This is a genomic window from Listeria floridensis FSL S10-1187 (assembly GCF_000525875.1).
Classification (GTDB): Bacteria; Bacillota; Bacilli; order Lactobacillales; family Listeriaceae; genus Listeria; species Listeria floridensis.
The window spans coordinates 1-26,128 of sequence record NZ_AODF01000030.1 but is presented as its reverse complement, the minus strand read 5'-3'; the positions used below and the strand labels follow the sequence as shown (position 1 = coordinate 26,128).

General features: G+C 41.8%; 22 protein-coding genes, 1 tRNA gene and 5 pseudogenes. 18 read left to right on the top strand and 10 right to left on the bottom strand.

The window, feature by feature from the left end:
* Nucleotides 1-70 precede the first annotated feature (70 nt).
* The 6 genes and pseudogenes from MFLO_RS17255 (at nucleotide 71) to MFLO_RS11155 (ending at nucleotide 5,654) form a co-directional block, all read left to right on the top strand.
* Nucleotides 71-1,158 (top strand): annotated as a pseudogene (locus tag MFLO_RS17255) (permease).
* Between the two features lie 17 nt (nucleotides 1,159-1,175).
* A complete protein-coding gene (locus tag MFLO_RS11175) occupies nucleotides 1,176-2,015 on the top strand; it encodes a TIGR03943 family putative permease subunit (RefSeq protein WP_036098067.1) in 840 nt (279 codons plus the stop codon).
* A gap of 90 nt (nucleotides 2,016-2,105) precedes the next feature.
* Nucleotides 2,106-3,026 carry a type I pantothenate kinase gene (gene coaA, locus MFLO_RS11170; RefSeq protein ID WP_036098066.1) on the top strand — a complete coding sequence of 307 codons (921 nt, stop codon included), beginning with the start codon at nucleotides 2,106-2,108 and terminating at the stop codon, nucleotides 3,024-3,026.
* A 109-nt stretch (nucleotides 3,027-3,135) separates the two neighbouring features.
* A complete protein-coding gene (locus MFLO_RS11165) occupies nucleotides 3,136-3,849 on the top strand; it encodes an ABC transporter ATP-binding protein (protein WP_173400582.1) in 714 nt (237 codons plus the stop codon).
* Nucleotides 3,846-4,973 (top strand): ABC transporter permease, encoded by a 1,128-nt coding sequence (locus MFLO_RS11160; protein WP_036098064.1) that lies wholly within the window; start codon nucleotides 3,846-3,848, stop codon nucleotides 4,971-4,973. The genes MFLO_RS11165 and MFLO_RS11160 overlap by 4 nt, the downstream gene beginning before the upstream one ends.
* A gap of 17 nt (nucleotides 4,974-4,990) precedes the next feature.
* Nucleotides 4,991-5,654 (top strand): annotated as a pseudogene (locus tag MFLO_RS11155) (TetR/AcrR family transcriptional regulator).
* Here MFLO_RS11155 and kdpDN read toward each other — a convergent pair.
* The 4 genes from kdpDN to ltaS all read right to left on the bottom strand — a co-directional run bounded on the left by kdpDN (nucleotide 5,643) and on the right by ltaS (nucleotide 11,217).
* Complete coding sequence (gene kdpDN / locus MFLO_RS11150) at nucleotides 5,643-6,848, bottom strand: KdpD-like non-kinase potassium sensor (protein ID WP_051993620.1); 1,206 nt, start codon at nucleotides 6,846-6,848, stop codon at nucleotides 5,643-5,645. The pseudogene MFLO_RS11155 and the gene kdpDN overlap by 12 nt on opposite strands.
* A gap of 161 nt (nucleotides 6,849-7,009) precedes the next feature.
* On the bottom strand, nucleotides 7,010-7,759 hold the full coding sequence (locus MFLO_RS11145; protein WP_036098063.1) for an SDR family NAD(P)-dependent oxidoreductase: 750 nt from the start codon (nucleotides 7,757-7,759) through the stop codon (nucleotides 7,010-7,012).
* Nucleotides 7,760-7,863: 104 nt separating this feature from the next.
* Nucleotides 7,864-9,105: a dicarboxylate/amino acid:cation symporter gene (locus MFLO_RS11140; RefSeq protein ID WP_036098062.1), complete on the bottom strand. Its 1,242-nt coding sequence runs from the start codon at nucleotides 9,103-9,105 to the stop codon at nucleotides 7,864-7,866.
* Nucleotides 9,106-9,225: 120 nt separating this feature from the next.
* Nucleotides 9,226-11,217: a lipoteichoic acid synthase gene (ltaS, locus tag MFLO_RS11135; protein ID WP_036098061.1), complete on the bottom strand. Its 1,992-nt coding sequence runs from the start codon at nucleotides 11,215-11,217 to the stop codon at nucleotides 9,226-9,228.
* 200 nt (nucleotides 11,218-11,417) lie between these two features.
* On the opposite strand from ltaS, the gene MFLO_RS11130 reads away from it, so the two are divergent.
* From MFLO_RS11130 to MFLO_RS11115, 4 genes and pseudogenes are all read left to right on the top strand, one after another.
* Nucleotides 11,418-12,029 (top strand): DNA-3-methyladenine glycosylase, encoded by a 612-nt coding sequence (locus MFLO_RS11130; RefSeq protein WP_036098060.1) that lies wholly within the window; start codon nucleotides 11,418-11,420, stop codon nucleotides 12,027-12,029.
* Nucleotides 12,030-12,083: 54 nt separating this feature from the next.
* Nucleotides 12,084-12,749, top strand: coding sequence for a class A sortase (locus tag MFLO_RS11125; RefSeq protein ID WP_036098058.1), 666 nt, complete (start codon nucleotides 12,084-12,086; stop codon nucleotides 12,747-12,749).
* A gap of 116 nt (nucleotides 12,750-12,865) precedes the next feature.
* Nucleotides 12,866-13,598: pseudogene (locus tag MFLO_RS11120) on the top strand (MBL fold metallo-hydrolase).
* Nucleotides 13,599-13,615: 17 nt separating this feature from the next.
* Nucleotides 13,616-14,611, top strand: coding sequence for a lipoate--protein ligase (locus MFLO_RS11115; RefSeq protein ID WP_036098057.1), 996 nt, complete (start codon nucleotides 13,616-13,618; stop codon nucleotides 14,609-14,611).
* Nucleotides 14,612-14,668: 57 nt separating this feature from the next.
* On the opposite strand, the gene MFLO_RS11110 is transcribed toward MFLO_RS11115, so the two are convergent.
* Both MFLO_RS11110 and MFLO_RS11105 read right to left on the bottom strand, forming a co-directional pair.
* A complete protein-coding gene (locus tag MFLO_RS11110; protein WP_036098056.1) occupies nucleotides 14,669-15,646 on the bottom strand; it encodes a glycosyltransferase family 2 protein in 978 nt (325 codons plus the stop codon).
* A gap of 15 nt (nucleotides 15,647-15,661) precedes the next feature.
* Nucleotides 15,662-17,823, bottom strand: a pseudogene (locus tag MFLO_RS11105) (glycosyltransferase family 39 protein).
* 229 nt (nucleotides 17,824-18,052) lie between these two features.
* Between MFLO_RS11105 and MFLO_RS11100 the strand changes: the two are divergent.
* From MFLO_RS11100 to nfsA, 4 genes are all read left to right on the top strand, one after another.
* Nucleotides 18,053-18,123, top strand: a tRNA-Gly gene (locus MFLO_RS11100).
* Between the two features lie 105 nt (nucleotides 18,124-18,228).
* Nucleotides 18,229-19,365, top strand: coding sequence for a tRNA epoxyqueuosine(34) reductase QueG (gene queG / locus MFLO_RS11095; protein ID WP_036098055.1), 1,137 nt, complete (start codon nucleotides 18,229-18,231; stop codon nucleotides 19,363-19,365).
* A gap of 9 nt (nucleotides 19,366-19,374) precedes the next feature.
* Nucleotides 19,375-19,884 (top strand): tRNA (uridine(34)/cytosine(34)/5-carboxymethylaminomethyluridine(34)-2'-O)-methyltransferase TrmL, encoded by a 510-nt coding sequence (trmL, locus tag MFLO_RS11090; RefSeq protein ID WP_036098053.1) that lies wholly within the window; start codon nucleotides 19,375-19,377, stop codon nucleotides 19,882-19,884.
* Between the two features lie 15 nt (nucleotides 19,885-19,899).
* Nucleotides 19,900-20,637 carry an oxygen-insensitive NADPH nitroreductase gene (nfsA, locus tag MFLO_RS11085; protein ID WP_036098088.1) on the top strand — a complete coding sequence of 246 codons (738 nt, stop codon included), beginning with the start codon at nucleotides 19,900-19,902 and terminating at the stop codon, nucleotides 20,635-20,637.
* A 45-nt stretch (nucleotides 20,638-20,682) separates the two neighbouring features.
* On the opposite strand, the gene MFLO_RS15430 is transcribed toward nfsA, so the two are convergent.
* The 3 genes from MFLO_RS15430 to MFLO_RS11075 all read right to left on the bottom strand — a co-directional run bounded on the left by MFLO_RS15430 (nucleotide 20,683) and on the right by MFLO_RS11075 (nucleotide 22,121).
* Nucleotides 20,683-20,847 carry a lmo0937 family membrane protein gene (locus tag MFLO_RS15430; protein WP_149023034.1) on the bottom strand — a complete coding sequence of 55 codons (165 nt, stop codon included), beginning with the start codon at nucleotides 20,845-20,847 and terminating at the stop codon, nucleotides 20,683-20,685.
* A gap of 63 nt (nucleotides 20,848-20,910) precedes the next feature.
* Nucleotides 20,911-21,381, bottom strand: coding sequence for a low molecular weight protein-tyrosine-phosphatase (locus MFLO_RS11080; RefSeq protein ID WP_036098052.1), 471 nt, complete (start codon nucleotides 21,379-21,381; stop codon nucleotides 20,911-20,913).
* Between the two features lie 17 nt (nucleotides 21,382-21,398).
* Complete coding sequence (locus MFLO_RS11075) at nucleotides 21,399-22,121, bottom strand: SMI1/KNR4 family protein (RefSeq protein ID WP_051993619.1); 723 nt, start codon at nucleotides 22,119-22,121, stop codon at nucleotides 21,399-21,401.
* A 185-nt stretch (nucleotides 22,122-22,306) separates the two neighbouring features.
* On the opposite strand from MFLO_RS11075, the gene MFLO_RS11070 reads away from it, so the two are divergent.
* The 4 genes from MFLO_RS11070 to MFLO_RS11055 all read left to right on the top strand — a co-directional run bounded on the left by MFLO_RS11070 (nucleotide 22,307) and on the right by MFLO_RS11055 (nucleotide 24,762).
* Complete coding sequence (locus MFLO_RS11070) at nucleotides 22,307-22,780, top strand: Dps family protein (RefSeq protein WP_036098050.1); 474 nt, start codon at nucleotides 22,307-22,309, stop codon at nucleotides 22,778-22,780.
* A gap of 186 nt (nucleotides 22,781-22,966) precedes the next feature.
* Nucleotides 22,967-23,269 (top strand): HesB/YadR/YfhF family protein, encoded by a 303-nt coding sequence (locus tag MFLO_RS11065; RefSeq protein ID WP_036098049.1) that lies wholly within the window; start codon nucleotides 22,967-22,969, stop codon nucleotides 23,267-23,269.
* Between the two features lie 105 nt (nucleotides 23,270-23,374).
* Nucleotides 23,375-24,523 carry an MBL fold metallo-hydrolase gene (locus MFLO_RS11060; protein ID WP_149023035.1) on the top strand — a complete coding sequence of 383 codons (1,149 nt, stop codon included), beginning with the start codon at nucleotides 23,375-23,377 and terminating at the stop codon, nucleotides 24,521-24,523.
* A gap of 8 nt (nucleotides 24,524-24,531) precedes the next feature.
* A complete protein-coding gene (locus MFLO_RS11055; protein WP_051993618.1) occupies nucleotides 24,532-24,762 on the top strand; it encodes a DUF3006 domain-containing protein in 231 nt (76 codons plus the stop codon).
* Between the two features lie 36 nt (nucleotides 24,763-24,798).
* On the opposite strand, the pseudogene MFLO_RS17045 reads toward MFLO_RS11055, so the two are convergent.
* Nucleotides 24,799-26,023, bottom strand: a pseudogene (locus MFLO_RS17045) (CynX/NimT family MFS transporter).
* Between the last annotated feature and the right edge of the window lie 105 nt (nucleotides 26,024-26,128).

Below are 26,128 nucleotides of genomic sequence, written 5' to 3'. Positions count from 1 at the left end.
CGAGACTTGATTTCTGATGGAAAGAAGCATAAAATAAACAAAGATTTGCAAGAGAAAGAAGGTTCTAGATTTGTTCAGCCGTTTACCTGATTCTTTTCTGCAGATGAATACCATATTCATCTCTATTTTAATTGAAGCTTTGCCGTTTGTCCTTATCGGGGTGTTCATTGCAAGCTTCATCCAAATGTATATCTCCGAAAAATTGATCGCCCGTGTCATTCCGAAAAACCGCTTTCTCGCGGTGGTTGTCGGCTCTGTCATCGGGGTTTTCTTTCCCTCCTGCGAATGTGGCATCGTTCCAATTGTTCGCAATTTGCTACAAAAAGGCGTTCCGCTCCATGCAGGTATTGCCTTTATGTTAACCGCGCCGATTATTAATCCGGTTGTCTTGTTCTCGACCTATGTCGCCTTCGGGAGCAACTGGGAAATTCCCATTTTGCGTGTGATCGGTAGCCTTGTTGTTGCTCTCATTGTCGGCAATCTAATCGCCTTTTTCTATAAAGGAGAGGGTTTAAAAAGAAAAAACTGCTAACTCAGCCGCATAGCCACCCTGCTCCGGCACTGTCAACAGAACTAGCATTAGTCTCTGAAACTACACCTGGCCTCCGTATGCAAAAATCAGAACCCGCTCAAGCTTCTAAAATTGTATCCTTCGAGCAGCAGTCTGAACATGATTTTGCTGCCGGAACAAGCGCGCTTCAAGGCAAAGAAGTAGCAGTGCATGCGCATGACCCGAATCCACATGATCATACTGAGCTGTCTTTCGGTGCAAAAATCTGGCATACAGCAACTCACGCCGTCGATGAATTCTTTTCAGTCGGCAAGTATTTGGTATTTGGCGCTTTACTGGCTTCTGCGATGCAAACATACATTAAAACATCGACCCTAATGTCAATCGGACATGGTCCAGTATTGTCGATATTGCTGATGATGGTTTTGGCTTTTATTTTATCGCTTTGTTCAGAAGCAGATGCCTTTATCGGCGCTTCATTTAGAAGTTTGTTTTCGACCCAATCTATCGTTGCTTTTCTTGTTTTCGGCCCGATGCTCGACATTAAAAACCTGATGATGATGCTTGCATCTTTTAAAGCAAAATTTGTGCTGTTCCTCGTTGCGGCTGTGACGATCATCGTGTTCGTTTACGCACTAATCATATAGAAAGGAGCTGACTAGCTATGTTGCGAGCCTTTATACTGTTCGGTTTCGGCTTTTACTTGATGTTTTTACACATTTCTGGTGAGATCAGTAAATATATCAACATGAAATATGCCTATCTGTCGTTCTCAGCAATGATCGCGGCCTTCTTGCTCGCCGTGATTCAGTTGATTATGGTGTTCCGTGATGAAGATCAACCTAAAAAACATGATCATCTGGGGCATTCCCACAGCGGCGAAAATACTGTTCTTAAAAAAATAATCGTTTATGGTCTGCTCGGGTATCCGCTTGTTGCTGGTTTCTTATTTCCGATTGCAACCCTTGATTCTACAATTGTCAGTGCGAAAGGCTTTCACTTTCCGAAAAATAATGCGGCTGGTGATGATCCTTACGCTCAAAACCAATTTTTGCGTCCCGATACGAGCGGCTATTTCGGGAAATCCGATTACCAAAAAATGATTGAGCGCGAGAAAGAACAAATCTTGAAACAAGATCCGATTATCGTAACAGACAGCAACTATTTAATGACGATGGAAATTCTGTATAACTATCCAGGCGAATTTACTGGTCGAACGATCAGTTTCACTGGCTTTGTTTATAATGACCCCGTTTTAAAAGATGCTCATTTGTTCTTATTCCGTTTTGGAATTATCCACTGTGTTGCTGATTCTGGTGTTTTTGGAATGCTTGCTAACATGCCTGAACAAGCTAAGTTTGAAAATGATGCGTGGCTTTCCGTCACAGGAACCATTACAGAAGAGTATTATGCGCCGTTCAAAATGAAAATCCCAGCACTCGATGTAACCAAATACAATCAAATAGCTAAACCAAAAGATGTGTATGTTTACCGAAAATATTAATTAAATCTTGCGGAATTGTGCCGCATAAGGTATGCTAATTCAGTAAACTGTTTACGTTTTCACGAAATGAACAAAGGGTGGCTTTTGACCATGAATGAATACACGCATTACTATCACTTTCCGCGTGAAAAATGGCGGGAACTGGAAGTAAGTAAAGATCAAATTTTGACACAGGAAGAACTCGAGCAGATTCGCGGATTAAATGATCGAATTTCGCTCTCCGATATATCGGAAATCTATTTGCCACTGATCAAATTGATCGCAATCCAGTACCATGAAGCTATTTTTATTCATGGCGAAAAGATGGAATACTTGAAGAAAAAAGAAGAACGTCCACCGTTTATCATTGCGCTGGCCGGAAGTGTTGCCGTTGGAAAAAGTACAACCGCACGTGTATTAAAGCTGATGCTTGATCGTTGGTTCTCTAAAACCCGCGAAGTGGAGCTGGTTACAACAGATGGCTTTTTGTACCCGAATAAGGAACTTGAGCGGCTTCACCTCATGGATAAAAAAGGATTCCCAGAAAGTTATGATAAAAAACGGTTCATGGATTTTCTTGTCGAACTGAAAAACAATAAAAAGAGCGTGGAAGTCCCGCTCTATTCCCATCTAACTTACGATGTTTTACCAGAAACCCGCAAACTTTCAAATCCAGATATCGTCATCGTAGAAGGTATCAATGTTCTGCAATCTGATCCGGATGAACTTTTCTTCCCTAGCGATTTCTTCGACTTTTCTATCTATCTTGATGCAGAAGAAGAAAACATTGAACGCTGGTATCTAGAGCGCTTTTTTATGTTGCGTGAAACAGCTTTTCAAGATGAAAGTTCTTATTTCCATAAATATACGGACTACAGCGAGGCGAAAGCAGCTGCGTATGCAAGCGAGATTTGGGATACCATCAATGGCCCCAATTTAAAAGAGAATATTGAACGAACTAAGTACCGGGCGGATTTAATTTTGCGCAAAGGCAGCAACCATTTAATCAGCAATGTGTACTTGCGAAAATAACCATTCTCACAAGCAGAATGGTTTTTTCTTTACAAAAATACAGATACTTGCGATAATAAAAGTGAGTACTCACTCATTAAATGAACAAGGAGTGAAAAAAGTGGAAACGATGATAGAAGCACAGTCTCTTGTAATCAGTTTTAAGAAAAAACAAGTGTTAGTTGATTTAACCATGCAAGTAAAGAAGGGAGAAATTTTCGGTTTAATCGGGCCATCTGGTGCCGGGAAGACAACTCTTGTGAAAGCGATTATCGGGATGGAAAAACCAAAGAGCGGAAGTGTTACAGTACTTGATCATGCGATGCCGAATTTGGATGTGATCGAGCGGATTGGCTATATGGCACAATCAGATGCGCTTTACACGGATTTAACAGCCCTTGAAAACCTGGATTTCTTCGCTTCGCTTTATCATTTGAAAGGAAAAGAAAAACAAAATCGGATTCAATATGCAGCCGGGCTTGTCAATTTAACGAATGAGCTCGGGAAAAAAGTCGGTGATTTTTCTGGTGGCATGAAACGGCGGCTTTCCTTGGCAATAGCTGTCTTATCTGACCCCGCTGTATTAATCTTGGACGAGCCGACGGTTGGGATTGATCCTGAGCTTCGGCGCTCGATTTGGGCGGAACTGACGACACTGAAAAACGCGGGGAAGGCGATCTTGGTTACAACACATGTGATGGATGAAGCGGAAAAATGTGACCGACTGGCAATGATTCGGGATGGGCATCTGATTGCTGCCGGAACTCCAGAGGAACTTAAGATGGAGACGGGAAGCGCGAATCTTGAGGATGTCTTTCTTGCATTTGGGAGGGAAGAAAAATGAGAGTTCTAGCGATTGTAAAACGAATTGTTAATCAGTTTCGGCACGATAAACGAACGCTCGCTCTGATGTTTCTTGCCCCAATTCTGCTAATTACACTCCTCAACTACATGTTTAACAGCACGTCAGTGGAGCCAAAAATTGGGACTTACGGGTTTGATGCGTCGTTTTCGAAAGCCCTTAAAGATAAAGAGCTGACTGTGAAAAAATACGGCAAGAATGCTGATCCAGAGGCCAAGATCAAAGAGGACAAACTCGATGCCTTTTTACGTCTAGATGATGGAAAACTGAAAGTGACGTATAAAAATAGCGATCCTTCTGTTAGTAGCCAAATCGCTGCAAAGCTTCAAGGTGCGTTGATGGAGCAGCAGGCGGCTGAACTAAAAACGGCTGGTGCTTCACTGAAACAAGCTATGAAGCAATTAGAAGCGCAAACAGGAACAGCTTTTAAGGCTCAGGCGGCTATGCCTAACACTGGATCAAAATTGAAGATCGAAGTCAGTTATTTATATGGCGATCAGGATACGACTTATTTTGATACGATCGGCCCGATTTTTATTGGCTTCTTCGTTTTCTTCTTTGTCTTTTTGATTGCAGGGATTTCCTTCTTGCGAGAACGAACTACAGGAACGCTCGAGCGGCTTCTTGTAACGCCGATTAAGCGATACGAAATTGAACTGGGCTATATGATTGGATTTGGAATTTTTGCTCTGCTACAGTCGATTCTTGTTGCGATTTACTCAATTCACGTGCTCGGAATGATTCAAAACGGTTCCATTTGGTATGTCTTTTTGATTACGCTCACGCTCGCGATGGTATCGCTCGCACTTGGAATGCTACTTTCTACATTTGCGAATAATGAATTTCAAATTATCCAGTTTATTCCAATTGTGATCGTTCCTCAAATTCTATTCTGCGGGATTTTTCCGCTTGAAGGAATGGCGGACTGGTTACAGTGGTTAGGTCATATTATGCCGATGTATTACGGGGCTGAAGCGCTTAAAGCTATCATGATTCGCGGTGAAGGATTTAGCGGGTTCGCCGGCGATTTCTATGTGCTACTTGGATTTGTAGCGGTATTCTTGCTGCTTAATATTTTTGCATTAAAAAAATATCGAAAAATTTAATAGAGGAGAAGGTCTAAATGGAGAATAAGAAACAGCCTGATTTATTAAGGCAGATTTTAGATGTGACAGAGAAAGATCAACGTATGAGCGAGAAACAAAAAAAATATCTTGCATGCAGCAATTGAACTTTTTGCTGAAAAAGGGTTTTCAGCTACAAGCACAAGCGAAATTGCAAGGCGTGCTGGGGTTGCAGAAGGGACAATTTTCAGGCATTATAAAACAAAAAAAGATTTATTAATGGCGATCACAATGCCAACACTGGTTGAAGGGGTTATCCCGTTTTTGGCACAGGATTTTGCAAATGAAGTTTTGGAACAGGAATACCCGAGCTTTCGAGCATTTCTTGAAGCGATGATTCGTAATCGCTTTGAGTTCGCTCAGGACAATGGCAAAGTGCTGAAGATTTATTTCATGGAGCTGATGTATCACGATGAGTTACGGCTCCAATTTGCCGATATTTTTATGACGCATGTTAAAGGCCATTTTGATCAACTGATTAATTATTATAAGGAAAAAGGGGAGCTTAATGACATGCCAAACAGCACGATTATGCGCGCGTTGATTACGAATGTTGTCGGTTTTTTATTAACTCGTTTCGTTGTCATGCCGGACGCAGCTTGGGAAGATGAGCAAGAGGTGAAAGATACTGTTGAATATATTTTGAACGGACTAGCCAAATAAAACAAGGCAAGAAAATCTATTGATGGATTTTCTTGCCTTGTTTTTTAATTTTTTTCTGGAGTTTGCAACGATATGAATATCAACACCATCTGTCTGCCGCATAATCGCATTTACGATCGAGCCCTTTGCCAGCTCTTCCACGCGAGACTTCACGGATTGTCCTAAAATGATTTGAGTAATGTGTTTTTGATTGGCGACATCGGTAATCACTTGTGAAATTTTACGTTCTTGAATTGGTTCGATTAAAAAGCGGGCATGGAATTGTTCGGCCAGCTCCTGCCATTCTTTATATTCTTGCTGAACTTTTTCTGGAAGCTCGGAAAGCTCTCGGTCAATGGCGGTTAAGATGTACAACTCGCTTCTGAGACGATCTGCGATACGGAAGCCGCGGCGAATTAATTTTTCTGCATTGGCATCGTTTTTGATGCAAACAAGAATTTTTTCATTCATCATTGCGGCGCGAAGACGAGCGGCTTTTTTGTCCGCTTTATCATCAACATCGTCTGCTACTTCACGAAGGGCAATTTCACGTAATGCTGATAAATTTTTAGTAGTAAAAAAGTTTTCAAGTGATTGCTCGATCTTTTCTTTTTTGTAAATTTTTCCTTCTTTTAAGCGCTTTTGTAAAGTTTCAGCAGTGGTGTCAATCAAGATCACTTCATCGGCCGCATCGAGAATACTGTCAGGGATGCGTTCGCGTACTGAGACTCCTGTGATGTCATGGATAACCGTACGCAGGCTTTCTAAATGCTGAATATTGACAGCGGTAATGACATTAATCCGATGATCGAGTATTCTTTGAACGTCTTCATAACGTTTTTTATTCAATGAACCAGGTACGTTTGAATGCGCCAATTCATCAATAATAACAACCTCAGGATTGCGTTCAATAATGGCATCTACATCAAGATCCGTATAGGTTTTTCCGCCATATTCGACTTCTTTCAGCGGCAACTGTTCCAATCCAGGTATTAGAGCCGCAGTTTCAGCTCTGCCATGTGTTTCGATAAGCCCGATCACGATATCAATCTGCTCATTTTGAAGTTCATGGGCTTCCGTTAGCATGCGGTAAGTTTTGCCGACGCCAGGAGCCGACCCGACATATATTTTCAGTTTTCCCCGTTTCAGTTTTTCAATTTGTTTCAGCAACTCTTCCGGACTTTTTCTGTGGAAGGAAAGATTGTGGCTGCTCATTTGGTACACCTCCAAATTTAATCAGCTCGAAGATGTTTTAAAACTTACTTAAAGTTCCATCTTTTCACGCTTTACTCATTGTAGCACAAACTGATTTTAGAAAGAAGGGGAGGAACAAAAAAAGAGAAGGAGAATTTTCTCCTTCTCTTGAATAGAAACGTTTATTGTGCGTAATAGCCGCCATCAACTGGTAGCTCAATACCTGTAACAAAACTAGATTCATCACTTGCGAGATAAAGAACGCCATAAGCGATATCAATAGATTGACCAAGTCTTGGTAGCGGTGTGAGTGATTGGAACCAGCCGCGAGTATCTTCGTTCTCAAATAACTGCTTAGTCATTGGTGTTTCAATATAGCCTGGGTGAACGGAGTTGCAGCGAATGTTTTGTTTTGCATAGTCAACTGCTACTGCTTTGGTAAGTAAACGAACAGCGCCTTTTGAAGCTGTATAGGCACTTGCGCCGGAGCCGCCCGTTAAGCCAGCAATCGAAGAAATATTGACGATTGAACCGCCGCCATTTTTTTCCATGAGCGGAATAACGTGACGCATACCGAGAAATGTTCCTTTTAAGTTTACATCAAGCACTTGATCCCACTTTTCAATGCTTGTATTCACGATATTAAGTTCTGTACTGATTCCCGCATTATTAACTAAGATATCAACACGGCCGAATTTTTCTAGGGCTAGATCAATAACTTTCTTCCAATCTTCATCGCTTGCCACATTGTGTGTTAAGACTTCTGACTTTGGACTGATAGCTTTAATTTCTTCCCCAGTTTTATCAAGTAGTTCTTTTTGCATGTCGGTCGCAATAACAATGGCACCTTCTTTAGCAAATAAAAGTGCTTCAGCTTTTCCTTGTCCTCCAGCAGCTCCTGTGATGATCGCAACTTTGTCTTTTAATCTCATCTTGATAAATCCCCTTTCGATTGATATAGCGCTTACATTTTTATTATAAACCGCAAAAAAGAGCAGTTCCAGAAAACTGCTCAAATTTGAGTAGATAAATTTAGTTAGGCTGTTATTTTTTTCCTCAGCCAGTCTTTTCCTTCGACAAAACGTGCAACAAGCATTGCACAGACTGTGTTTCCGGTTGAGTTCAGCAAGGTTGCAGGAACATCAATAATGGTACTGATAATCATGATGGTGGCAACAAGTTCTGGCGGAAAACCGAATACTGCGCAGATAAGCAATTCCCCTGTCATACCGCCGCTTGGGATAGCACCCATTACGGCACCAACCAAAAATGCTACGCCTAGGATCGCTGCGATGCTACCGATACTCGACATGTCCTTGCCGAACAATGTGAATAAGAATGTAATTTTGAGAATACCGCCGATAACGGAACCGTCTTTATGGGTGTTTGCTCCAAGCGGAATCACTGTTTCTGCGATGTCATCTGGAACACCCATTTTTTTCGTTGCCACAAGGTTCACTGGGATACAAGCGGCGCTCGATGATGTTGCGACGGCTGTTATGGCAGGTGTAAATACGTTTTTCCAGAATGTCCGAATTCCTGTTTTGCCGCCAGCTGTGAAGGCGTAGAGTGTATTCATGCCGAAAAAATAAATAACGGTTAGGACCAAGTAGAGCAAGAAGGCATTGAGATAGCCGCTGATGATTTGCGGGCCGAGCTGACCTACTGTAACTGCGAAATAGCAGCCGAGTCCGATTGGGGCGGCATACATGATGAGCTTCACGATTTTTAAGATGACTTCGGTAGCAGAACTAAGCAGATCCGCAACTGCTCGTCCTTTTTCGCCAGCCATTGTGGTGGCAACACCAAAGAGAATCGAGAAGATGATAAGTGGAAGCAAGTTCGATTTAGTAAATAAATCGAGGAAGTCAGAAACTGTAAATGTGCTGACTAGAATTTCACCTATACTCTTACCCGTATCGGTTTCGATCTTTGGTAAATTAGAAAGCAGAGCTGAAGTGTCCACATTGTGAAGCGGGTTGAAGATTTTAACGCCAATGAAGGCAATAATAGCTGCAAGCATGGCCGTAATAAAGAAAACGATAAAAGTAGTGCCGATAATTTTGCCGAGCCGCGCCATTTGTTTCATGTTGGCGATTGCTGAACTGACGCTTAGAAAAACGAGCGGAACGATAACGACAAACATCAAATTGAGGAAAATATCACCAATTGGTTTGACGATTTCTGTCTTGGCACCGAAGATAACCCCAGCAAGTCCGCCTAGAATAATGCCAAGTAACAGGCAGATCGTAAATGCGTAATTTCGTAAAATTTTCATGTTAACCTTTCCTTTCTATGTAATGAAGACCCTTTATAAGAATAGCAGAGAAAGCAGGGGAATGGAAGTAAATAAATAGACAGAAAAAGCTCCCTAAACATTCGTTTAGGGAGCTTTTGATCATTTGGCAGATGTCTTATCTGTCGATTCATCAGCAGATGTTTTGCTGTCTGATTTTTTCTTGTTGTAGTTGTAATCGGTCGGATCGATTTTCTTAAATCCTTCCGGTGTATAGAAGCGAAGCAAGTCGCCTTGCAAGACTGAATCGGAAAGCTGTAGTTCTTTTGCTACCGTTTCTTTTGTTTGCTTCATTTCCGGTGTTTCAGTTTCGATTAACTCACCGGTATTTTGATTGTAATACTTGCCGCCGATCAGCGAGTAATTATTGCCGATGAAATCGCCATTTCTAAATGGTACTAACTGTTTGTGATCTTTCGATAACAAATCGGTTCCCATTTGCAAGTAATCTTTTGTATCAACACCAAGTAAGTGAAGCACAGTCGGTAAGATATCGATTTCGCCGCCGTATTGAGTTTGGATACCGCCTTTTACGCCAGGTACGTGAACCATGAATGGTACGCGCTGCGCTTGGGCATTTTCAAAACTGTTATATTCTTTACCAAGAATTTTTGTCATCGCTGAAGCGTGATTATCAGAAATTCCGTAATGATCGCCGTACATGATAATGACGGAGTTGTCATAGAGACCTTTTTCCTTCAAGTACGTAACAAATGATTTAACCGATTCATCAAGATAGCGTGCTGTTTGGAAGTACGTATCTACGGAAGAATCGCCAGTGTTTGCCGGTTCAATCGTTGCATCCTCATCGCTAATCGGATAAGGGAAGTGGTTTGTCAGTGTAATGAATTTTGCATAAAACGGCTGTTTCAGCGATTCAATATACTGCTCAGATTCTGCAAAGAACGGCTTATCTTTCAACCCGTAGTTTGAAACGTCAGTATCGTTCATGTCATAGTAGCTAGCGTCAAAGAAGTTTTTATAACCAAAGTGTTTGTAAACTTCATCGCGATTCCAGAAGCTCTTATAGTTGCCGTGGAACACAGCTGAATCATAACCAAGCTGTCCTAGGATAGCTGGAGCGGATTGATACGTATTCGAGCCTTTTGTTGTAAATGCTGAACCTTGTGGCAATCCGTATAATGAGTTTTCAAGCATCATTTCAGCATCGGCAGTTTTACCTTGGCCGGTTTGATGGAAAAAGTTTGTAAAGCTAAGCGTGTTTTTGTCTTTAAAGAACGAATTGATGAACGGTGTGACTTCTTGTCCATTCAGCTTGTAATTGATCAAGAACTGCTGGAAGCTTTCCAAGTGAATGTAAATCACGTTTTTGCCTTTTGCTTTGCCGAAGTATTCGATATTTGGAGCTGCATATTTCGACTTCGTATAATTTAATACTTCATTGACATCACTGCTGTCAGCAAGGGCACGCTGTGTTTGCGACTCTGTGCTTTTCACAGCATCATAAATTTGGTAGTTCGTCATTCCAAGATATTTTACAATATAGTTGCGGTCAAATGTTCTTGTCAAAAGCTGCGGTCGGTCAATTTCTGCCATACCGAGGTTTGCAAGGAACATCGCGACGCCAAGCGTCAGCACGCCGACAACTTTTCTTGCGCGAATCCGAGCCGTCTTATCCGGTCTTGCAAAGCGGAAAACGAGCAAACCGATTAGAAGTAGGATATCGACGAAGAATAAAATATCTGTCCAGCTCATGAGTGCAAGGACACTTCCGCCCATATCACCCATATTTTGCATTTGTTTTGGATTCAAATTCGGAAGTGTAATAAAATCCGAGAAGAATCGGTAGTAAACCATGTTCGCGTATAAAATGAACGTTAAAAGGAAATCAATGACGATAATCCAAATGAACGAACGCCGTCCTTTCGCGAACAATGCCAATCCAATAAAGAATACTGCTGTACTTAGCGGATTGATAATAAGTAAAAATTGCTGCATCGCATTTTCAATACCAAGTTTGAATTGTGTTTCATATGCAATTACTGATTTTAGCCAGAATAAAATGACGGCTAGAATAAAAAATCCGTAATTCTTACTCAAGAATGTTTGGATTTTTCCCTTTCCATCCTTCATGTTACACCTCTCCTACACTCTATTTAATATGTTGCCTTTTATCCAAATGATGAAAAAAAGCAGGTAAATGATGAACCTGCACTTACACCATTTTAACACAATTTTAACAAAAGGGAAATCATTACACATACGGCTTAGGTTGGAAATCATTCGCGAAATTTTGCTAGAATAAAGAAAAACAATAAAAGAGGTTTTACACAATGAAGCTAAGCGCATCTTTTTTTGAACATAAAACAACCATTGAAGTTGCTCGCGATCTTTTAGGCATGAAGCTGGTTCATGATACAGGAGAAAGAAAGTATTCGGGATGGATTGTCGAAACAGAAGCTTACCTTGGCGGGAACGATCAAACGGCGCATAGCTATTCGGGGCGAAGAACAAAACGAACAGAGATTATGTTTGGGAAACCAGGCGGAATTTATATGTATCAAATGCATAGACAAGTCCTCCTCAATATCATCACGATGAAAGAAGGCGTTCCGGAAGGAGTTTTGATTCGCGCACTCGAACCGCTTACTGAACTTAACGCCATGCAGGAAAACCGCTCCGGTCGTTCTGGAATCGAGCTGACAAATGGCCCCGGTAAATTGACGCAAGCGCTTGAAATGAAGATTTCTGATTACGGGAAAACACTGTTTACAAGTGATATCTGGATTGAGACCGGAAAAACGCCTCGCAAAATTGATGCGACTGAGCGGATTGGGGTATCTGGAAAAGGCTTGGCGTCGCATTTTCCCCTCAGATTTACGGTTCATGGCAATCCGTATCTTTCAGGGAAAAAAGGGCTTGTCCTTAAGAATCATGGATTTTAATTTGAAGTTGTTTTTCTTCTGCTATATAATAGAAAAGCAGTAAGGAGGAAAACTATGGCCAAAAAAATAATAGCCGTTGTCATTTTGATTATTGGACTTTTACTCATTTTTTCGCCGTTCATTAAAACGGGTATTGTGAAGTTTATGAGCGGACGCGACGATATCACGAACTATTCGGCGAAAGCAGTTGAAGACAACAACAGTAAGAAAGCAACTTTTGACTATGATAGTGTTGAACTTCCTTCTATGAAAAGCGTGGTAGAGGGAGCTGCAAATTACGATAAAAATGCGGTTGTCGGTTCAATCGCGATCCCATCAGTAGATATTAATCTTTTGATTTTGAAGGGAACCAATACAGCAAACCTAATTGCAGGTGCAACAACCATGCTTCCCAACCAATCGATGGGTAAAGGAAACTATCCGCTTGCGGGACATCATATGCGAAACGAATCTGTGTTATTTGGACCGCTAATGACCGTTAAAAAAGGTGCTAAGATTTATACAACTGACCTTAAAAATTTGTACGAATATAAAGTAACGGAAACAAAAATTGTGAGCGAGACAGAAGTGGGTGTCCTAGATGATGCAGGTGATAATAGAATTACGCTAATCACTTGTGATAAGCCTACTGAGACGAGTAAACGTTTTGTTGCGGTCGGTGAGCTATCGAACACGCAAAAACTTACCAAAGAATTAGAGCAAAAATACTTCGCAAAATAACTTACGAAACCCATCCAGCACACTGGATGGGTTTTTCATGTGTTCGAAACTTGTTGCTTTGGTTTAAGCGGGAAGTGTTGTATCATAAAAGTTGTGAAGAGAGGGTGACAAAACAAATGAAATTAACAGTTTTCGGACACTGGGGCGGCTATCCAAAAGCGAACGACGGAACCTCAAGCTACTTGCTTGAAGAAAAAGGGTTTAAGCTTTTAATAGATGTCGGTGCAAGCGCAGTTTCAATCATGCAAAACTATATCGATCCTGATGAGATTGATGCAGCGATTATTTCTCATTACCATCCAGATCATGTTGCTGACCTTGGGATTTTGCAGCATATTCGACTGCTTTCGATGAAAGAAAATAAGCCTCCTGTACTCCCAGTTTATGGGCATAAAGAAGATGAACGCGGATTCTCATATCTAGAAATGGAAGGTGTAACCAAAGCATATGAATATCATGCAAATGACGAGCTCCAAATTGGACCGTTCAGCATTACCTTTTTAAAGACAGTCCACCCTGTGCCTTGCTACGCAATGCGTATTGAAGCAGGCGGAACCGTTTTTGTGTATACAGCTGACAGTGCGTACCAAGAAAGTTTCGTTTCATTTGCGCAAAATGCTGATTTACTTGTTGCCGATACCAATTTCTACAAAGAAATGGCAGGGAAGTCGAAAGTACATATGGCGAGTGTTGAAGTTGGTGAGATTGCTACAAAAGCTAATGTGAAATCATTGCTTCTTAGCCATTTACCTGAAGTTGGGGATTTGAACGAATTAAAAAAAACAAGCCGCAGAGGTCTATTCTGGGCCGATTGAGCTAGCAGAAAAAGGTTTTACAAAAACTGTTTAAAAAAGGGGTAGAAACACGTGTATTTTATCGACAATAATAATGAAAAAGATCCGCGAATTAATTTAGCTGTGGAAGAATTTATTTTGACTGAACTCAATTTGGATGAGCCTGTTTTGCTGTTTTATATTAATAAACCGTCGATTATCATTGGGCGCAATCAAAATACGATTGAAGAAATCAATACAGACTATGTGGAAAAAAATGGAGTAATCGTTGTGCGGCGTCTATCAGGCGGCGGAGCAGTCTATCATGATGAGGGCAACCTCAATTTCAGTTTTATTACAGAAGATGATGGAGATTCATTCCATAATTTCGCCAAATTTACACAGCCGATTGTTGAAGCCTTGAAAAAACTTGGTGTGAATGCCGAACTGAAAGGCCGTAATGATTTGTTGATTGACGGCTTCAAAGTATCAGGCAATGCCCAGTTTGCAACAAAAGGCAAGATGTTTTCCCACGGAACATTGATGTATAACCTTAACCTCGATCATGTTGTAGCTTCGCTTAAGCCGCGTAAAGATAAGCTAGAATCAAAAGGTGTAAAATCAGTTCGCAGTCGTGTAGCGAATATCGCAGACTTTATGGATGAAAAAATGACAACCGAAGAATTTCGTGATTTGTTGTTGCTTTATATTTTTAATGTTGAAAGTGTTGCAGATGTAAAAGAATACAAATTAACTGATGCAGATTGGGAGCGAATCCACGAAATTTCAAAAGCACGTTATGCTAACTGGGATTGGAATTACGGCAAGTCGCCAAAATTTGATTTAGAGCGGACAAAACGCTTTCCTGTTGGTTCGATTGACATCCGTTTAAACGTCCAAAAAGGAATGATCACAGATATTAAAATTTTTGGCGATTTCTTTGGAGTTGGTGATGTAAAAGAAGTAGAGGATCGTTTGCGTGGTACAAAATATCAACCAGAAAGCTTGAAAGAATCACTTCAAGGCATTGATGTGAAAAAATACTTCGGGAATATCACACAAGAAGATTTTCTCGAGCTACTGTATTAATCTCTTGGCATAAAAAAAGTCGAACCATTCATGAATGGTTCGACTTTTTTTTATGCCTTATTTTGTACCTTGCTGACGAGCGAAGTAAAGGTAATGTGCATCAAATCCATTTGCTTCATCAATAATATAGCGAGGTCGATCTTTTGCTTCTTCATACATCCGCCCAAGATATTCGCCGATCATGCCAAGTACGAATAAGATGATTCCGAAAAAGACTAGTTGGATGATTACAATGGATGCCCAACCGGGGACCGTAACCGATGTAAATAGTTTTTGGAATAAAATAGTCAGCATATAAAGAAGTCCGATTCCTGAAGCCGCAACTCCAAGATAGCTAGCAAGCTTAAGCGGTAGATAGGAGAAAGAAGTAATACCATCAATTGAAAGCTTAATCATTTTTTTAAGCGGGTATTTCGTTTCCCCGTATAGCCGTTCATCACGTGAGTATTCAACCGCGGTTTGCTTAAAACCAATCCAACTAACTTGCCCGCGCACAAACGGATTTTTTTCATGAAGCCTTCGCAGTTCCGCACAAATCTTTTTATCCATCAACCGAAAGTCGCCAGTGTCAACCGGAATGGGCGTATCGGAAAGTTTGGCAAGCACTCGGTAGAAGATGGAGGCGCTAGCTTTTTTGAAAAATGATTCACCTTTTCTGGCGGCGCGTTTCGCATAAACAACTTGATAGCCTTCCTGCCATTTCCTCACCATTTCTGGAATCAGCTCCGGCGGATCTTGCAGATCCGCATCAATCACAATGACCGCTTCGCCGCTTGCATAATCTACTCCAGCCGTGATTGCAATTTGATGTCCGAAATTTCGCGAAAAGTGGAGCACCCTCACATTTGGGTCAAGCGCTTGAATCGCATCCAGCTGGTCACGCGAACCATCACGGCTGCCGTCATTCACAAACAGCAGCTCGTAACTTGCGCCAAGAGTCTCCATCACATCAGTAAGTCGTTCATAACTCGCCATCAAAACTTCTTCTTCATTATAAACAGGAATGACAACCGAGTAAGTGATTTTATTTGCCATCTTGCACCATCCTTCCTATTTGAGTAGATAAAGTGTTCCGTTTCCAGTTCCATTCATACCAGCAGCACCGCCGCCTCCACCATTCGTAGTTTGCGTAGCGGAAGAATTAGCATCTGTATTTGTGCTTACCGTGGAACCATATTCTGATGAATCGATAGCTGTTCCGTTTTCTTCAATCCATTCGATCACAGCGGAATCAGAAGCTTTGCTGTTGCTTGGAACATAGAAGTATTTAATTTCGCCGTTTTTAATCATTTTCTTCAGTTCGCTCACCGTAAGCGTTGGATCAGTTCCATTAAAACCACCCATTGCAAGTACAGCTTTTTTTCGTTTTAATAATATATGGTCCGGCAGTAGTTGCATCGGTTGTTCCAAATAGATAGGTTTCGCCATCACTATTTTCTTCTAAATAGTTGATTAACCCAGTGTCAACAGAAGCATCTGCAAATCCGCCGCCGCTTGATGTTGCTAGTTGTGGTCCTGTTTCAGGAAGAGAACTGTTTCCGCCATAAATGAGTGGAGTGAGTGACCAGTACGTTGGGGCAATCAAGAGTATCGCAAGTGTAGCTGCCGTCAATTTCGCCGTTAATTTAATGGCTTTTTTGCGGTAAGCAACGAGCAGAACGGCTGCAAGAATTACAACTACTGCGAGGCAGATACCAAGCGCCATGCTGTATTGTGCGACATAAAATGCTTGAAGTGCGCCAGTGAGTAAGATCGAAGCAGGTAATAGATAGGTTTTCCAAGAAACATTCCCGCGGAACAATGTATAAAGTGAAACAAGTCCTGTCCCTGCGAGTGCTGCAATTGCTGGAGCAAGCATGATCAAATAGTAATGATGGAAGAAACTTGCTACACTGAAGAATCCTGCAACAGGAACCAGCCATGCTGCCCAGAAGACCATTTCTTTTTGCGTTTCAGTTAAGTAGAACCATTTTTTCTGTTCGTTACGATATGCAAGGAAAATAGCCAACATACCGAACAAAGCAAGAGGTAAGAACCAGCTAATTTGATCACCAAGCGCTGTTTGGAAGAGACGAAGCGGACCTTGTTCTCCCGTTCCGAACATACCGCCTGATCCTGTCATTTTAGAACCGCCGCCTTGACTGCCACCGTTTCCGCCTGGTCCACCGCCACCGCTCGGAGGAGTTCCGCCCGGTTCGTTTCCATCTTGACCACTTGGAGGAGTACCTTGTGTTCCGCTGCTACCTTGACCATTATTTGATGGAGGAGCTTGTGGAGTGCCGTTTGATTGACTGCCACTCCCGTCAGACTGCGAAGCACCGCTGTTACCATCTGTTGTACCGCTACTGCTTCCATCCGTTTGTCCATTAGTTCCGCCGCTAGGCATTCCCTCAGAACTTCCCATTCCTCCACTTGTTCCCATCCCAGTTTCTTGACCGAGAAGGCGTTCCATCCCGTTATAACCGAATGCAAGTTCCAGAACAGAGTTCGTTTGACTGCTACCGACATAAGGTCTGCTGGAAGCGCTAGTCTGATCGACCGCCACCGCCCAAGAAACAGATACACCGAGCATCAGCACAAGTGCGATACCTAGCTGAATGATTTTTTTTCTTCCATGAGAGGCGGCGAGTAGCAAGTAAATAAAAAATAACAAAAGCTGGAAGCACCATATAAGCTTGAAGCATTTTTACATTAAAACCAATTCCAACCATAACAAAGGCTAGTAAAAGCCAACCAAATTTGCCGCGATTAACCGCTTTAAAGAGAAATAGTGCACCGAGAAGCAAGAAGAATACGAGCACCGCGTCTACGTTATTTGTTCGTGAAACCGCTACCGCAATAGGCGTTAATGCTAGAATGAGTGCAGAAGCCCGTGCTGCCCATTTGCCAAAGCGTGGTTTAATTAGGAAATATAAAATAATCACTGAACCAATACCAGCAAGCGCTTGTGGTAAGATTACGCTCCAGCCATGAACACCAAAAATCTTGGCACTAATTGCTTGGAACCAAAAGGCTACAGGCGGTTTATCCACCGTGATGAAACCAGCAGGATCAAAAGCTGCATAAAAGAAATTATGAAAATTCTGTACCATACTTGTGACTGCTGCTGTATAATATGGATTAACCGTTTCATCGTTCCAAATTCCATAGAAGTTAAAAAACGCGGCAATCAGAATAATGCCAACTAAGTAAGGATCTATTTTTTTCTTCATCGAATCACCTCGTTCTTTTTGATAAATTCAGTGTAAAATTTAAATATGAACAGACTATGAATCTTTTTAGAAAGAAATGGGAAAGTAATAAGACGAGTTTGTGATAACCCTTCAAATCTGCTTTTTTAACAAAAAAGCAATAAAATTATCGAAAAGGTCTTGTCAAAATGAAATTTCGATGATATGATATAAAAGTTGTTACGAACAACTGTTAGAACCTAGTCATTATGCGGGTGTAGTTTAGTGGTAAAACCACAGCCTTCCAAGCTGTTGTCGGGAGTTCGATTCTCCTCACCCGCTTTTATAAAACTGTTACTAACGCAGTGTTTCGACCTTTTTAAGCGAAGCATTGCGTTTTATTTTTATTTCATGAGATTTTTCCGAGCAGAAGGGAGACTATTTCAGATGAACTTAGAAGAGCTTAAACAAGAAATCATTGATTACGCGGCTCAAGTTGGCATCCAAAAAATCGGTTTTACGACAGCTGATCCTTTTCTTTTTTTGAAAGAGCGCCTGCTCATCGCTGAAAAAGAAGGCATTTTGACCGGTTTTGAGCACCCCGTCATTGATGAACGAGTCTATCCCGATCAAATTTTTCATGAACCACGTTCAATCATCGCCATTGCGCTTAGCTATCCGTCGAAGCTGAAAGAACCTCCGGTCAGCAAGAGAGGTTCTCGGCGCGGTGTTTTCGCACGTGCTTCGTGGGGAACAGATTATCACACAATTTTGCGGGAAAAATTAGTCCTTCTTGAAAAATTTATTACAGAGCGCGTTCCAGATGCTAAAATGAAATCAATGGTTGATACCGGCGAACTTTCTGATGTAGCGGTAGCTGAACGTTCAGGAATCGGGGCGCGCGGTAAAAATACTTTGCTTCTCACAGAAGACTATGGTTCCTTTGTTTACCTTGGGGAAATGATTACAAATTTAGCATTTCCGCCAGACAAGCCGATAGGAGACTTATGTGGGGATTGCAATCAATGTGTCAAAGCTTGCCCAACTGGTTCGCTTTTAGGTGAAGGGAAAATGAACCCTAAAATCTGCCTAAGCTATTTAACACAAACAAAGGGCTTTCTTGAAGAAGAGTATCGCGAAGTCTTACATAACCGGCTTTATGGCTGTGATACTTGCCAGGTCGTATGTCCGTATAACCGCGGCAAAGATTTCCATCTTCATCCTGAAATGGAACCAGATCCAGAACTTGTCCGCCCAGAACTTAAACCGCTTCTTACGATTTCGAATCGTGACTTTAAAGAAAAATTCGGTGACATGGCCGGATCATGGCGCGGCAAAAAGCCGATTCAGCGTAATGCAATCATTGTACTTGCTCGCTACAAAGATAAGACGGCTGTTAGTCTTTTGATTGATTGTTTAACAAATGACCCGCGACCTGTCATTCGTGGCACATCTGCGTGGGCGCTTGCCAAGATAGGCGGCGAAGCCGCCGAACAAGCCCTGAACGAGGCGCTGCAAACCGAAACAGATTTGGAAGTCCTTGCCGAGCTTGACCATGCAAAAAATATTATAGAAACAAGGTGAATAGTAACTATGCCAAACCATGTTGTCCTTTATCAACCAGAAATTCCAGCCAATACCGGAAACATATCGCGAACTTGTGCTGGAACAAATACCCATCTCCACTTAATTCGACCGCTCGGATTCAGTACTGACGATAAAATGCTGAAACGTGCCGGACTTGATTACTGGGAGCATGTAAATTTAACCTACTATGATTCCATAGATGAATTTTTTGAAAAAAACCCGGATGGGCATTATTATATGATTACAAAATTCGGACATCATCTTTATAGCGATGTGGATTACAGCAACTCTGATGAAAATCATTATTTCATCTTTGGAAAGGAAACAACTGGTCTGCCAGACGAACTACTGCGTGCTCACGAGGAAACGGCACTTCGAATTCCGATGACAGATAAAATCCGCTCGCTTAACCTGTCGAATACTGCGGCAATATTGGTATATGAGGCACTGCGTCAGCAAGCGTTCCAAGATCTTGACCAAATGCCGCACTACGATCGCCAAGTGTTTGAAGACTAAGGGGGAAACAAAATGATAAACCAAACCATTGAACAGCTTTTAAGCCACTATTCTGTCCGTGCTTTCAAAGATAAGGCTTTAACGGAAAGTGAAATTCGGCTGCTTGTTGAAAGTGCACAGGCCGCTTCAACTTCAAATTTTGTACAGGCCTATTCGATCATCGGCGTGAGCGATAAAAAAATCCGGCGCGAGTTGGCACAAATCGCTGGAGGAATGGATTACGTAGAAACAACGGGCCAATTCTTTGTTTTCACAGCCGATCTCAACCGTAACAAATCGATCGCCGAATCAAAGGGCGCTAATCCAGCTTCACTGGATACAACAGAAAAATGGCTTGTAGCCGTCATTGATGCAGCCCTTGCGGCTCAAAACATGGCCATCGCAGCTGAGTCACTAGGACTTGGGATCTGCTACATCGGCGGAATCCGCAACAACATCAAACAAGTATCCGACCTACTTGAAATTCCTGACCATGCAATGCCACTTTTCGGCTTAACCATCGGCTATCCCGAACAAAATTCCGCGCCAAAACCGCGCATGCCATACGAACTTGTTTACCATGAAAATCGCTATCAGCAAAAAGAAGAAGGGCTTTACCAAGCCTACGATGAAACGATCAGCAAGTATTATACAGACCGCACTGGCGGAGTACGTAGCGAAACATGGACCGAGCAAATAGCAAAAGGAATGGAACATGCAACACGGCTCGATATGAAAGACTTTATCGAGAGTAAAAAACTTGGATTAAAATAAAAAAAGAGGCGTGCCCGCAGGACACGCCTCTTTTTTTCATGTGAATCAATTGTTTCGCTTATTCCGGATGGACGCAATTAAATTCCAGATAATCAAGACAAGCACAATGACTAATAAAATATTAATCAAACCGCCTGCAATGTGGAAAATAATGCCAAGCAACCAGAATACAAATAAAATCACAATAATTCCCCAAATAATTCCAATCATGGTAAAACCTCACTTTTTTTGATTGTCCTGTTTATTATTACCGTAAAGTAAGGTTTTGAAACATCAGAGCTTATGAGCGGCACGAATTGTATCAAGCAAACCTTTTACGCCTGCAGAAATAAGGCGCTCCGTCTCCAAAAAATCTCCCGTATAATAAGGATCGGGAATATTTGGCTTTTCCGGGTTCGATACGTAATCCATCAGCTTCCGAATCTCTGCCTGTGATTCTGGGTCACGCAGTGCTTCAATATCTGTAATGTTGGCGTCGTCCATCCCGATGATATAATCTGCTGAAAGAAAATCTTCTTTGCTAATTTTGCGCGCTCGCATTTCACTGTAATCAATCCCGTGTTTTTTTAAAATCTGTTGCGTACCTCGGTGCGGCGGTTTGCCTAGATTCCACGAACCTGTTGCCGCCGAGTCGATTTCAAATGAAGTAGCAAGTCCTTCATCCGTCACGAGCTTCTTGAAAAAACCTTCCGCCATCGGTGAGCGGCAAATATTGCCTAAACATACAAAAACTACTTTTACCATTCCAATTCCTCCTTATTTCAGTCCGTACTGTTCCATTCCTTTTTCAAACCATCAAGTGAAACCGACTTGGCTTTAAGGCTTTCAAACATTTCTGTAACCAGCCGAGCAGGCAATTTTCGTTTGAAATAAAGGATTTGGTTTTCGAATAAACGAGCGGCCGCCTCCGCGGCGCCGCGATCAGCTAACAAATTAAGCTGGCTAAAATACCAATCTTTATCCGCCTCATCTTCTATTGTCAAGAGTAGCTCTTCGCATTCAGAAGCTGTAAGTCCCGCCGAAATCTGCTCTAATTTATCATGACTGAAACGTTCCGCGTTTTCGATTGGAAACGGTTCAAAATAAAGTGCATCCAAAAAAGCATCAAAATTCGGTGCAACAGATAGAACTTGCAAAGTTTCAAAGTCTACATAAATAATTTCCGGTTCTGTTCTTTTATAATCAAATCCAAGATAGCGGGTTTCATCTTGCGAAAAATAAATTTTCTTGCCGGACAAAGGATTTTGATTGCTGGCGGGCTTTTCCGTAATGAGTTCATTAAGGCCGAGCAAGCGGTAAATCTCAATCCCATCAAGATCATATGAAGTCGGCTCTGTCGTTTTTAGTCGGTTCTTCTTCAGCAAACCGCCATCTTGCCGGCTAATCCATTCCTTGTAACGAGCGGGAAGCGCAACATGATGCTCTTTTTCAAAAACCCGAATCGCATCAAGATGAGCTCCGGGGATCAATTTGTTAGGCCACATTGTGCGTACTCACCTCCACACTTCATTATGCCGAACTTCGGCTCAAGTTGCAATCCCAATTGACGTTTAGCAAGTCTGAATTGTGGTATTATGAAAGAGTGAGCAACAAGATGGACATCTGTGTTTTTCTATATTATAATCATTATTAATTAATAATTATTTTAATTTAAAGGAGCTAAAAACAAATGAAAACCATTAATTCAGTTGACACAAAAGAATTCTTGAACCATCAAGTAGCTAATCTAAATGTCTTTACGGTGAAAATCCATCAAATCCATTGGTATATGCGCGGACGTAACTTCTTCACCATGCATGAAAAAATGGATGAGCTTTACAGCGAATTCGGCGAACAAATGGATGAAATGGCAGAACGTCTACTTGCAATCGGCGGCAGCCCATTTAGTACATTAAAAGAATTTCTTGCAAATGCGAGTGTAGAAGAAACACCTTATGCAAAACCTAAAACAATGGAAGAATTGATTGAAGATTTGGTTGCAACGCTTGAGCTCTTGCGTGACGAATATAAACAAGGAATTGAGCTTACAGAAAAAGAAGGCGACGATGTATCCAATGATATGCTGATCGGTTTCAAGACAAGCATTGATAAACATATCTGGATGTTTAAAGCTTTCCTCGGAAAAGCACCGCTTGAAAAATAGAAGGATATAAGTTTGTAAGGAAGAGTCTGGCGGCAAGAAGTTGCGTCAGGCTCTTTTTTATGCCAAAGGTTTAAAAGTTCTCGCTTCGTGGTAAAATTAATCAACATAAAAGAAGCAGATGATGTGCTTTTTGCGTTAAAATCTGCTAATCTTAACTGTAATTCAGATGGAAAGAGGAGTGAGAAAATGGAAATCAAAGTGACGGAACAAGCACGTGATTGGTTTAAAGACGAGTTTGATGTATCAAACGGCAATGGCATTCGGTTATTCGCGAAATACGGCGGCTCCAACAGTTCCTTGCATCCTGGGTTTTCCATTGGTGTAGCTGCTGAAAGTCCAACAGAAGCGGCGGTAACAGATCAAGAAGACGGCATCTTGTTTTTCATCGAAGAACATGATATTTGGTATTTCAAAGATCACGACTGGAAAATTGACTACGATCCAAAAACGGAAGAAGTCGAGTTTGCGTTTTACGAAACGGTAAAATAAATGGAAAAAGAGCGAGCCTTTCCGGTTCGCGCTTTTTTTTATGTCCATAGTATCTTTACTGGGAACGTTCGTTCTGATATACTTAGCTAGTTGAGGAGGGCATACATAGTGAAAAAATGGTTAGTAGTAATAATGCTTGGAGCGCTTGCAGTTCTAGCGAGTTGCGGTAATATCGCCGGTTCATCCGACTCTACTCAAAAAGAGCTGTCAAGTGATGCTCTAAAGGGAGCAAGTTTTACTTTTTTTGATATTGGTCAGGGAGACAGTACGCTGATTCAAGCGGACGACGGGACGACGATTTTGATTGATACGGGGCGGCAAGATGATTTCCGGATTCTCGATTTACTGCGGGAAAAAGGGGTAAAACAAATTGATTTGCTGCTTTTAACTCATCCGCATGCCGATCACATTGGGAATGCAGATAAAGTCATTCAAAATTTCAAACCAAAAGAAATTTGGATGGATGGTCTTGAATTTAATAGTTCAACGTATGAAAAAGTCATTGATGCAGCACTTGCTTCAAAGGCAAAGTATAAAGAACCGAGACGAGGAGACAAAGCTCAATTCGGTCCATTTCATTTAACGGTTTTAAGTCCTGATAAGTTAAGCAATGATGCAAATAATGATTCGATTGCAGTACGGCTGACGTATAAAGATATTGCGGCAGTATTCACGGGCGATGCTGAAAAAGGACGCGAGAAAGAAATGATCGACAGCGGTTTGGCACTCGATGCTGATATTTTAGATTTGGGACATCACGGTTCTTCAACATCGAATCAGCCGGCATTTCTGGATAAGGTAAAGCCGCAAGTGGCGGTTTATTCCGCTGAAAAAGGGAATAGTTATGGACACCCGCATGTTGAGGTGCTCGCTTGGCTGAAAGAACGCAATATTGATACTTATGGAACGGATGTAAATGGTACAGTTGAGATTACGACTGACGGCACAAAACTTCATGTTGCGACAGAAAAAGAAGGTGAACCGAAGTCTGGCAGCAGCTACCGAATGAGTCGCGAAACGAAACAAAAATCAACTACAGAAGAAGCTAAAAATGAAGAAATGCCGACATCGATTAATTTAAATACTGCGAGCGCTCAAGATTTGCAATTTCTTCCTTTAATCGGACCGGAGCTTGCTGAGAAAATCATTGCAAACCGTCCGTATTCATCAATTGATGATTTAAAGCGAATCGATGGGATTGGAAAAGGAATCGTTCGACAAATCAAAGAGCAAGGTCTCGCTGTGACGAAGTAGGTGGAAAAATGGAAATAAAAGCAACGATTGATCGGATCGAAGACGGAATTGCTGTTTTCATAACCGAAACAGATGAACGCACACTTGAATTCCCAGTGGAACTGCTTGCTGACGATTTGGCTGAAGGGGATGCTGTTCTTTTATCGCTTGAGGTAAAAAAAGATGCCGAACGAGGCGAGGAACGCAAGGAACGTATCGCTGACAAATTAAAGCGGCTGCGCGAACAAAATGGTGAATAAAAAAGCTGTACCAAGTGAAAACTTGGTACGGCTTTTTTATTCAAAAATCTTCTTGTTTTTTGCTGCTCCGAGCCCAGCGAAAAGCATCAAGCAACAAGCGATCAGCAAAATGATAAGCGGAATCTTAAAATTGCCGAACATATCATGCATGATCCAAATAAAACGGGGCCTGACGCGGCTAACAGGTATCCAATCGATTGAGCCATCCCTGACATATCTGCAGCCTCTTCTGGCGTACTGGTTCGCAAACTGAAAAACATCATTACGAGACTAAAAGCCATTCCGCCGCCGAGACCTAGTAAAATGGCAGATACAGCAATAAAGAATAAATGATGAACTGGTAGCATTAATCCAATTACACCGCCAATGAGAAATAAACTTGAGAGGGTTGTAAGTAAACGCTGATCACGCATTTTTCCAGCGATAATCGGGATAATGAATGTGATTGGCATGATGGCAAACTGCATCAAAGAAAGCATCAAACCGCCATCTCCGGCAGAAAAGCTCGATCTTGGATAATGACTGGAAGCCATGCAACAGAAATATAAAATACGGCAGATTGAATGCCCATTACAGCAGCAATTTGCCAGGCCATTTTCGATTTCCAAACGTTTCTCTCGGCGTGAAGAGGTTTCACAGATTCTTTCACGGGAGTCTCTTGTTTTTTCAAAAGCTGAGGTAGCCATAGTAGTAAGGCTAAAATTGTAAATCCGGCAAAGAGATAAAGCGTTCCATGCCAGCCTAGTCCTGCATTTGCAAGCGGGAAGCTAAGTCCAGATGCGATTGCGGCAAAAAGATTCATTGAAATAGAATAAATACCGGTTAAAAGGCCAAGGCGGAATGGGAATTCTTTTTTGATGATACTTGGCAAGATAACATTTCCAACTGCAATGCCAATCCCGATTAAAAGAGTTCCGGCAAGGAGTAGAGCGAGGTTTCCAAGTGGGCGGACGAAGCTTCCGGCAGCAAGAAAAATCAATGTATAAAAAACGAGTTTCTCAGTACCGATTCGGCGGCTCAGTTTGGAGACGAACGGTGAAATAATAGCGAAGGCAATAAGAGGCAATGTGGTTAGAAATCCGGCGAGTGTGTTTGACATCGGCAAGTCCAGCCGAATCAGCTCAAGCAGCGGACTGACGGATGTAATTGGCATACGCAAATTAATTGCGACAAGAATGATCCCGAAAATGAGAAAAAACTGTTTTTCCCTGGCTCCCTCAAACTCAGGTGTTCGTAAATTTGTTTGGTCTTTCAATTGTATGACTCCTCTATCTTTAATCTTGTTTTGTACGTCGTGATGTAGGCACTGACTTCCTTCTTGGCAAGACGAGCATCCCGATTTTTGAATGGCGTCGATCAGTGTTTT

Coding starts and splice junctions, on each gene's coding strand:
- MFLO_RS11175 (WP_036098067.1), top strand. CDS start 1,176: ATGTTGCGAGCCTTTATACTGTTCGGTTTCGGCTTTTACTTGATGTTT.
- ltaS (WP_036098061.1), bottom strand. CDS start 11,217: ATGAAGGATGGAAAGGGAAAAATCCAAACATTCTTGAGTAAGAATTAC.
- MFLO_RS11110 (WP_036098056.1), bottom strand. CDS start 15,646: ATGGCAAATAAAATCACTTACTCGGTTGTCATTCCTGTTTATAATGAA.
- queG (WP_036098055.1), top strand. CDS start 18,229: ATGAACTTAGAAGAGCTTAAACAAGAAATCATTGATTACGCGGCTCAA.
- kdpDN (WP_051993620.1), bottom strand. CDS start 6,848: ATGAGCAGCCACAATCTTTCCTTCCACAGAAAAAGTCCGGAAGAGTTG.
- MFLO_RS11145 (WP_036098063.1), bottom strand. CDS start 7,759: ATGAGATTAAAAGACAAAGTTGCGATCATCACAGGAGCTGCTGGAGGA.
- MFLO_RS11080 (WP_036098052.1), bottom strand. CDS start 21,381: ATGGTAAAAGTAGTTTTTGTATGTTTAGGCAATATTTGCCGCTCACCG.
- MFLO_RS15430 (WP_149023034.1), bottom strand. CDS start 20,847: ATGATTGGAATTATTTGGGGAATTATTGTGATTTTATTTGTATTCTGG.
- MFLO_RS11140 (WP_036098062.1), bottom strand. CDS start 9,105: ATGAAAATTTTACGAAATTACGCATTTACGATCTGCCTGTTACTTGGC.
- trmL (WP_036098053.1), top strand. CDS start 19,375: ATGCCAAACCATGTTGTCCTTTATCAACCAGAAATTCCAGCCAATACC.
- coaA (WP_036098066.1), top strand. CDS start 2,106: ATGAATGAATACACGCATTACTATCACTTTCCGCGTGAAAAATGGCGG.
- MFLO_RS11160 (WP_036098064.1), top strand. CDS start 3,846: ATGAGAGTTCTAGCGATTGTAAAACGAATTGTTAATCAGTTTCGGCAC.
- MFLO_RS11165 (WP_173400582.1), top strand. CDS start 3,136: ATGATAGAAGCACAGTCTCTTGTAATCAGTTTTAAGAAAAAACAAGTG.
- MFLO_RS11070 (WP_036098050.1), top strand. CDS start 22,307: ATGAAAACCATTAATTCAGTTGACACAAAAGAATTCTTGAACCATCAA.
- MFLO_RS11065 (WP_036098049.1), top strand. CDS start 22,967: ATGGAAATCAAAGTGACGGAACAAGCACGTGATTGGTTTAAAGACGAG.
- MFLO_RS11075 (WP_051993619.1), bottom strand. CDS start 22,121: ATGTGGCCTAACAAATTGATCCCCGGAGCTCATCTTGATGCGATTCGG.
- MFLO_RS11125 (WP_036098058.1), top strand. CDS start 12,084: ATGGCCAAAAAAATAATAGCCGTTGTCATTTTGATTATTGGACTTTTA.
- MFLO_RS11055 (WP_051993618.1), top strand. CDS start 24,532: ATGGAAATAAAAGCAACGATTGATCGGATCGAAGACGGAATTGCTGTT.
- MFLO_RS11130 (WP_036098060.1), top strand. CDS start 11,418: ATGAAGCTAAGCGCATCTTTTTTTGAACATAAAACAACCATTGAAGTT.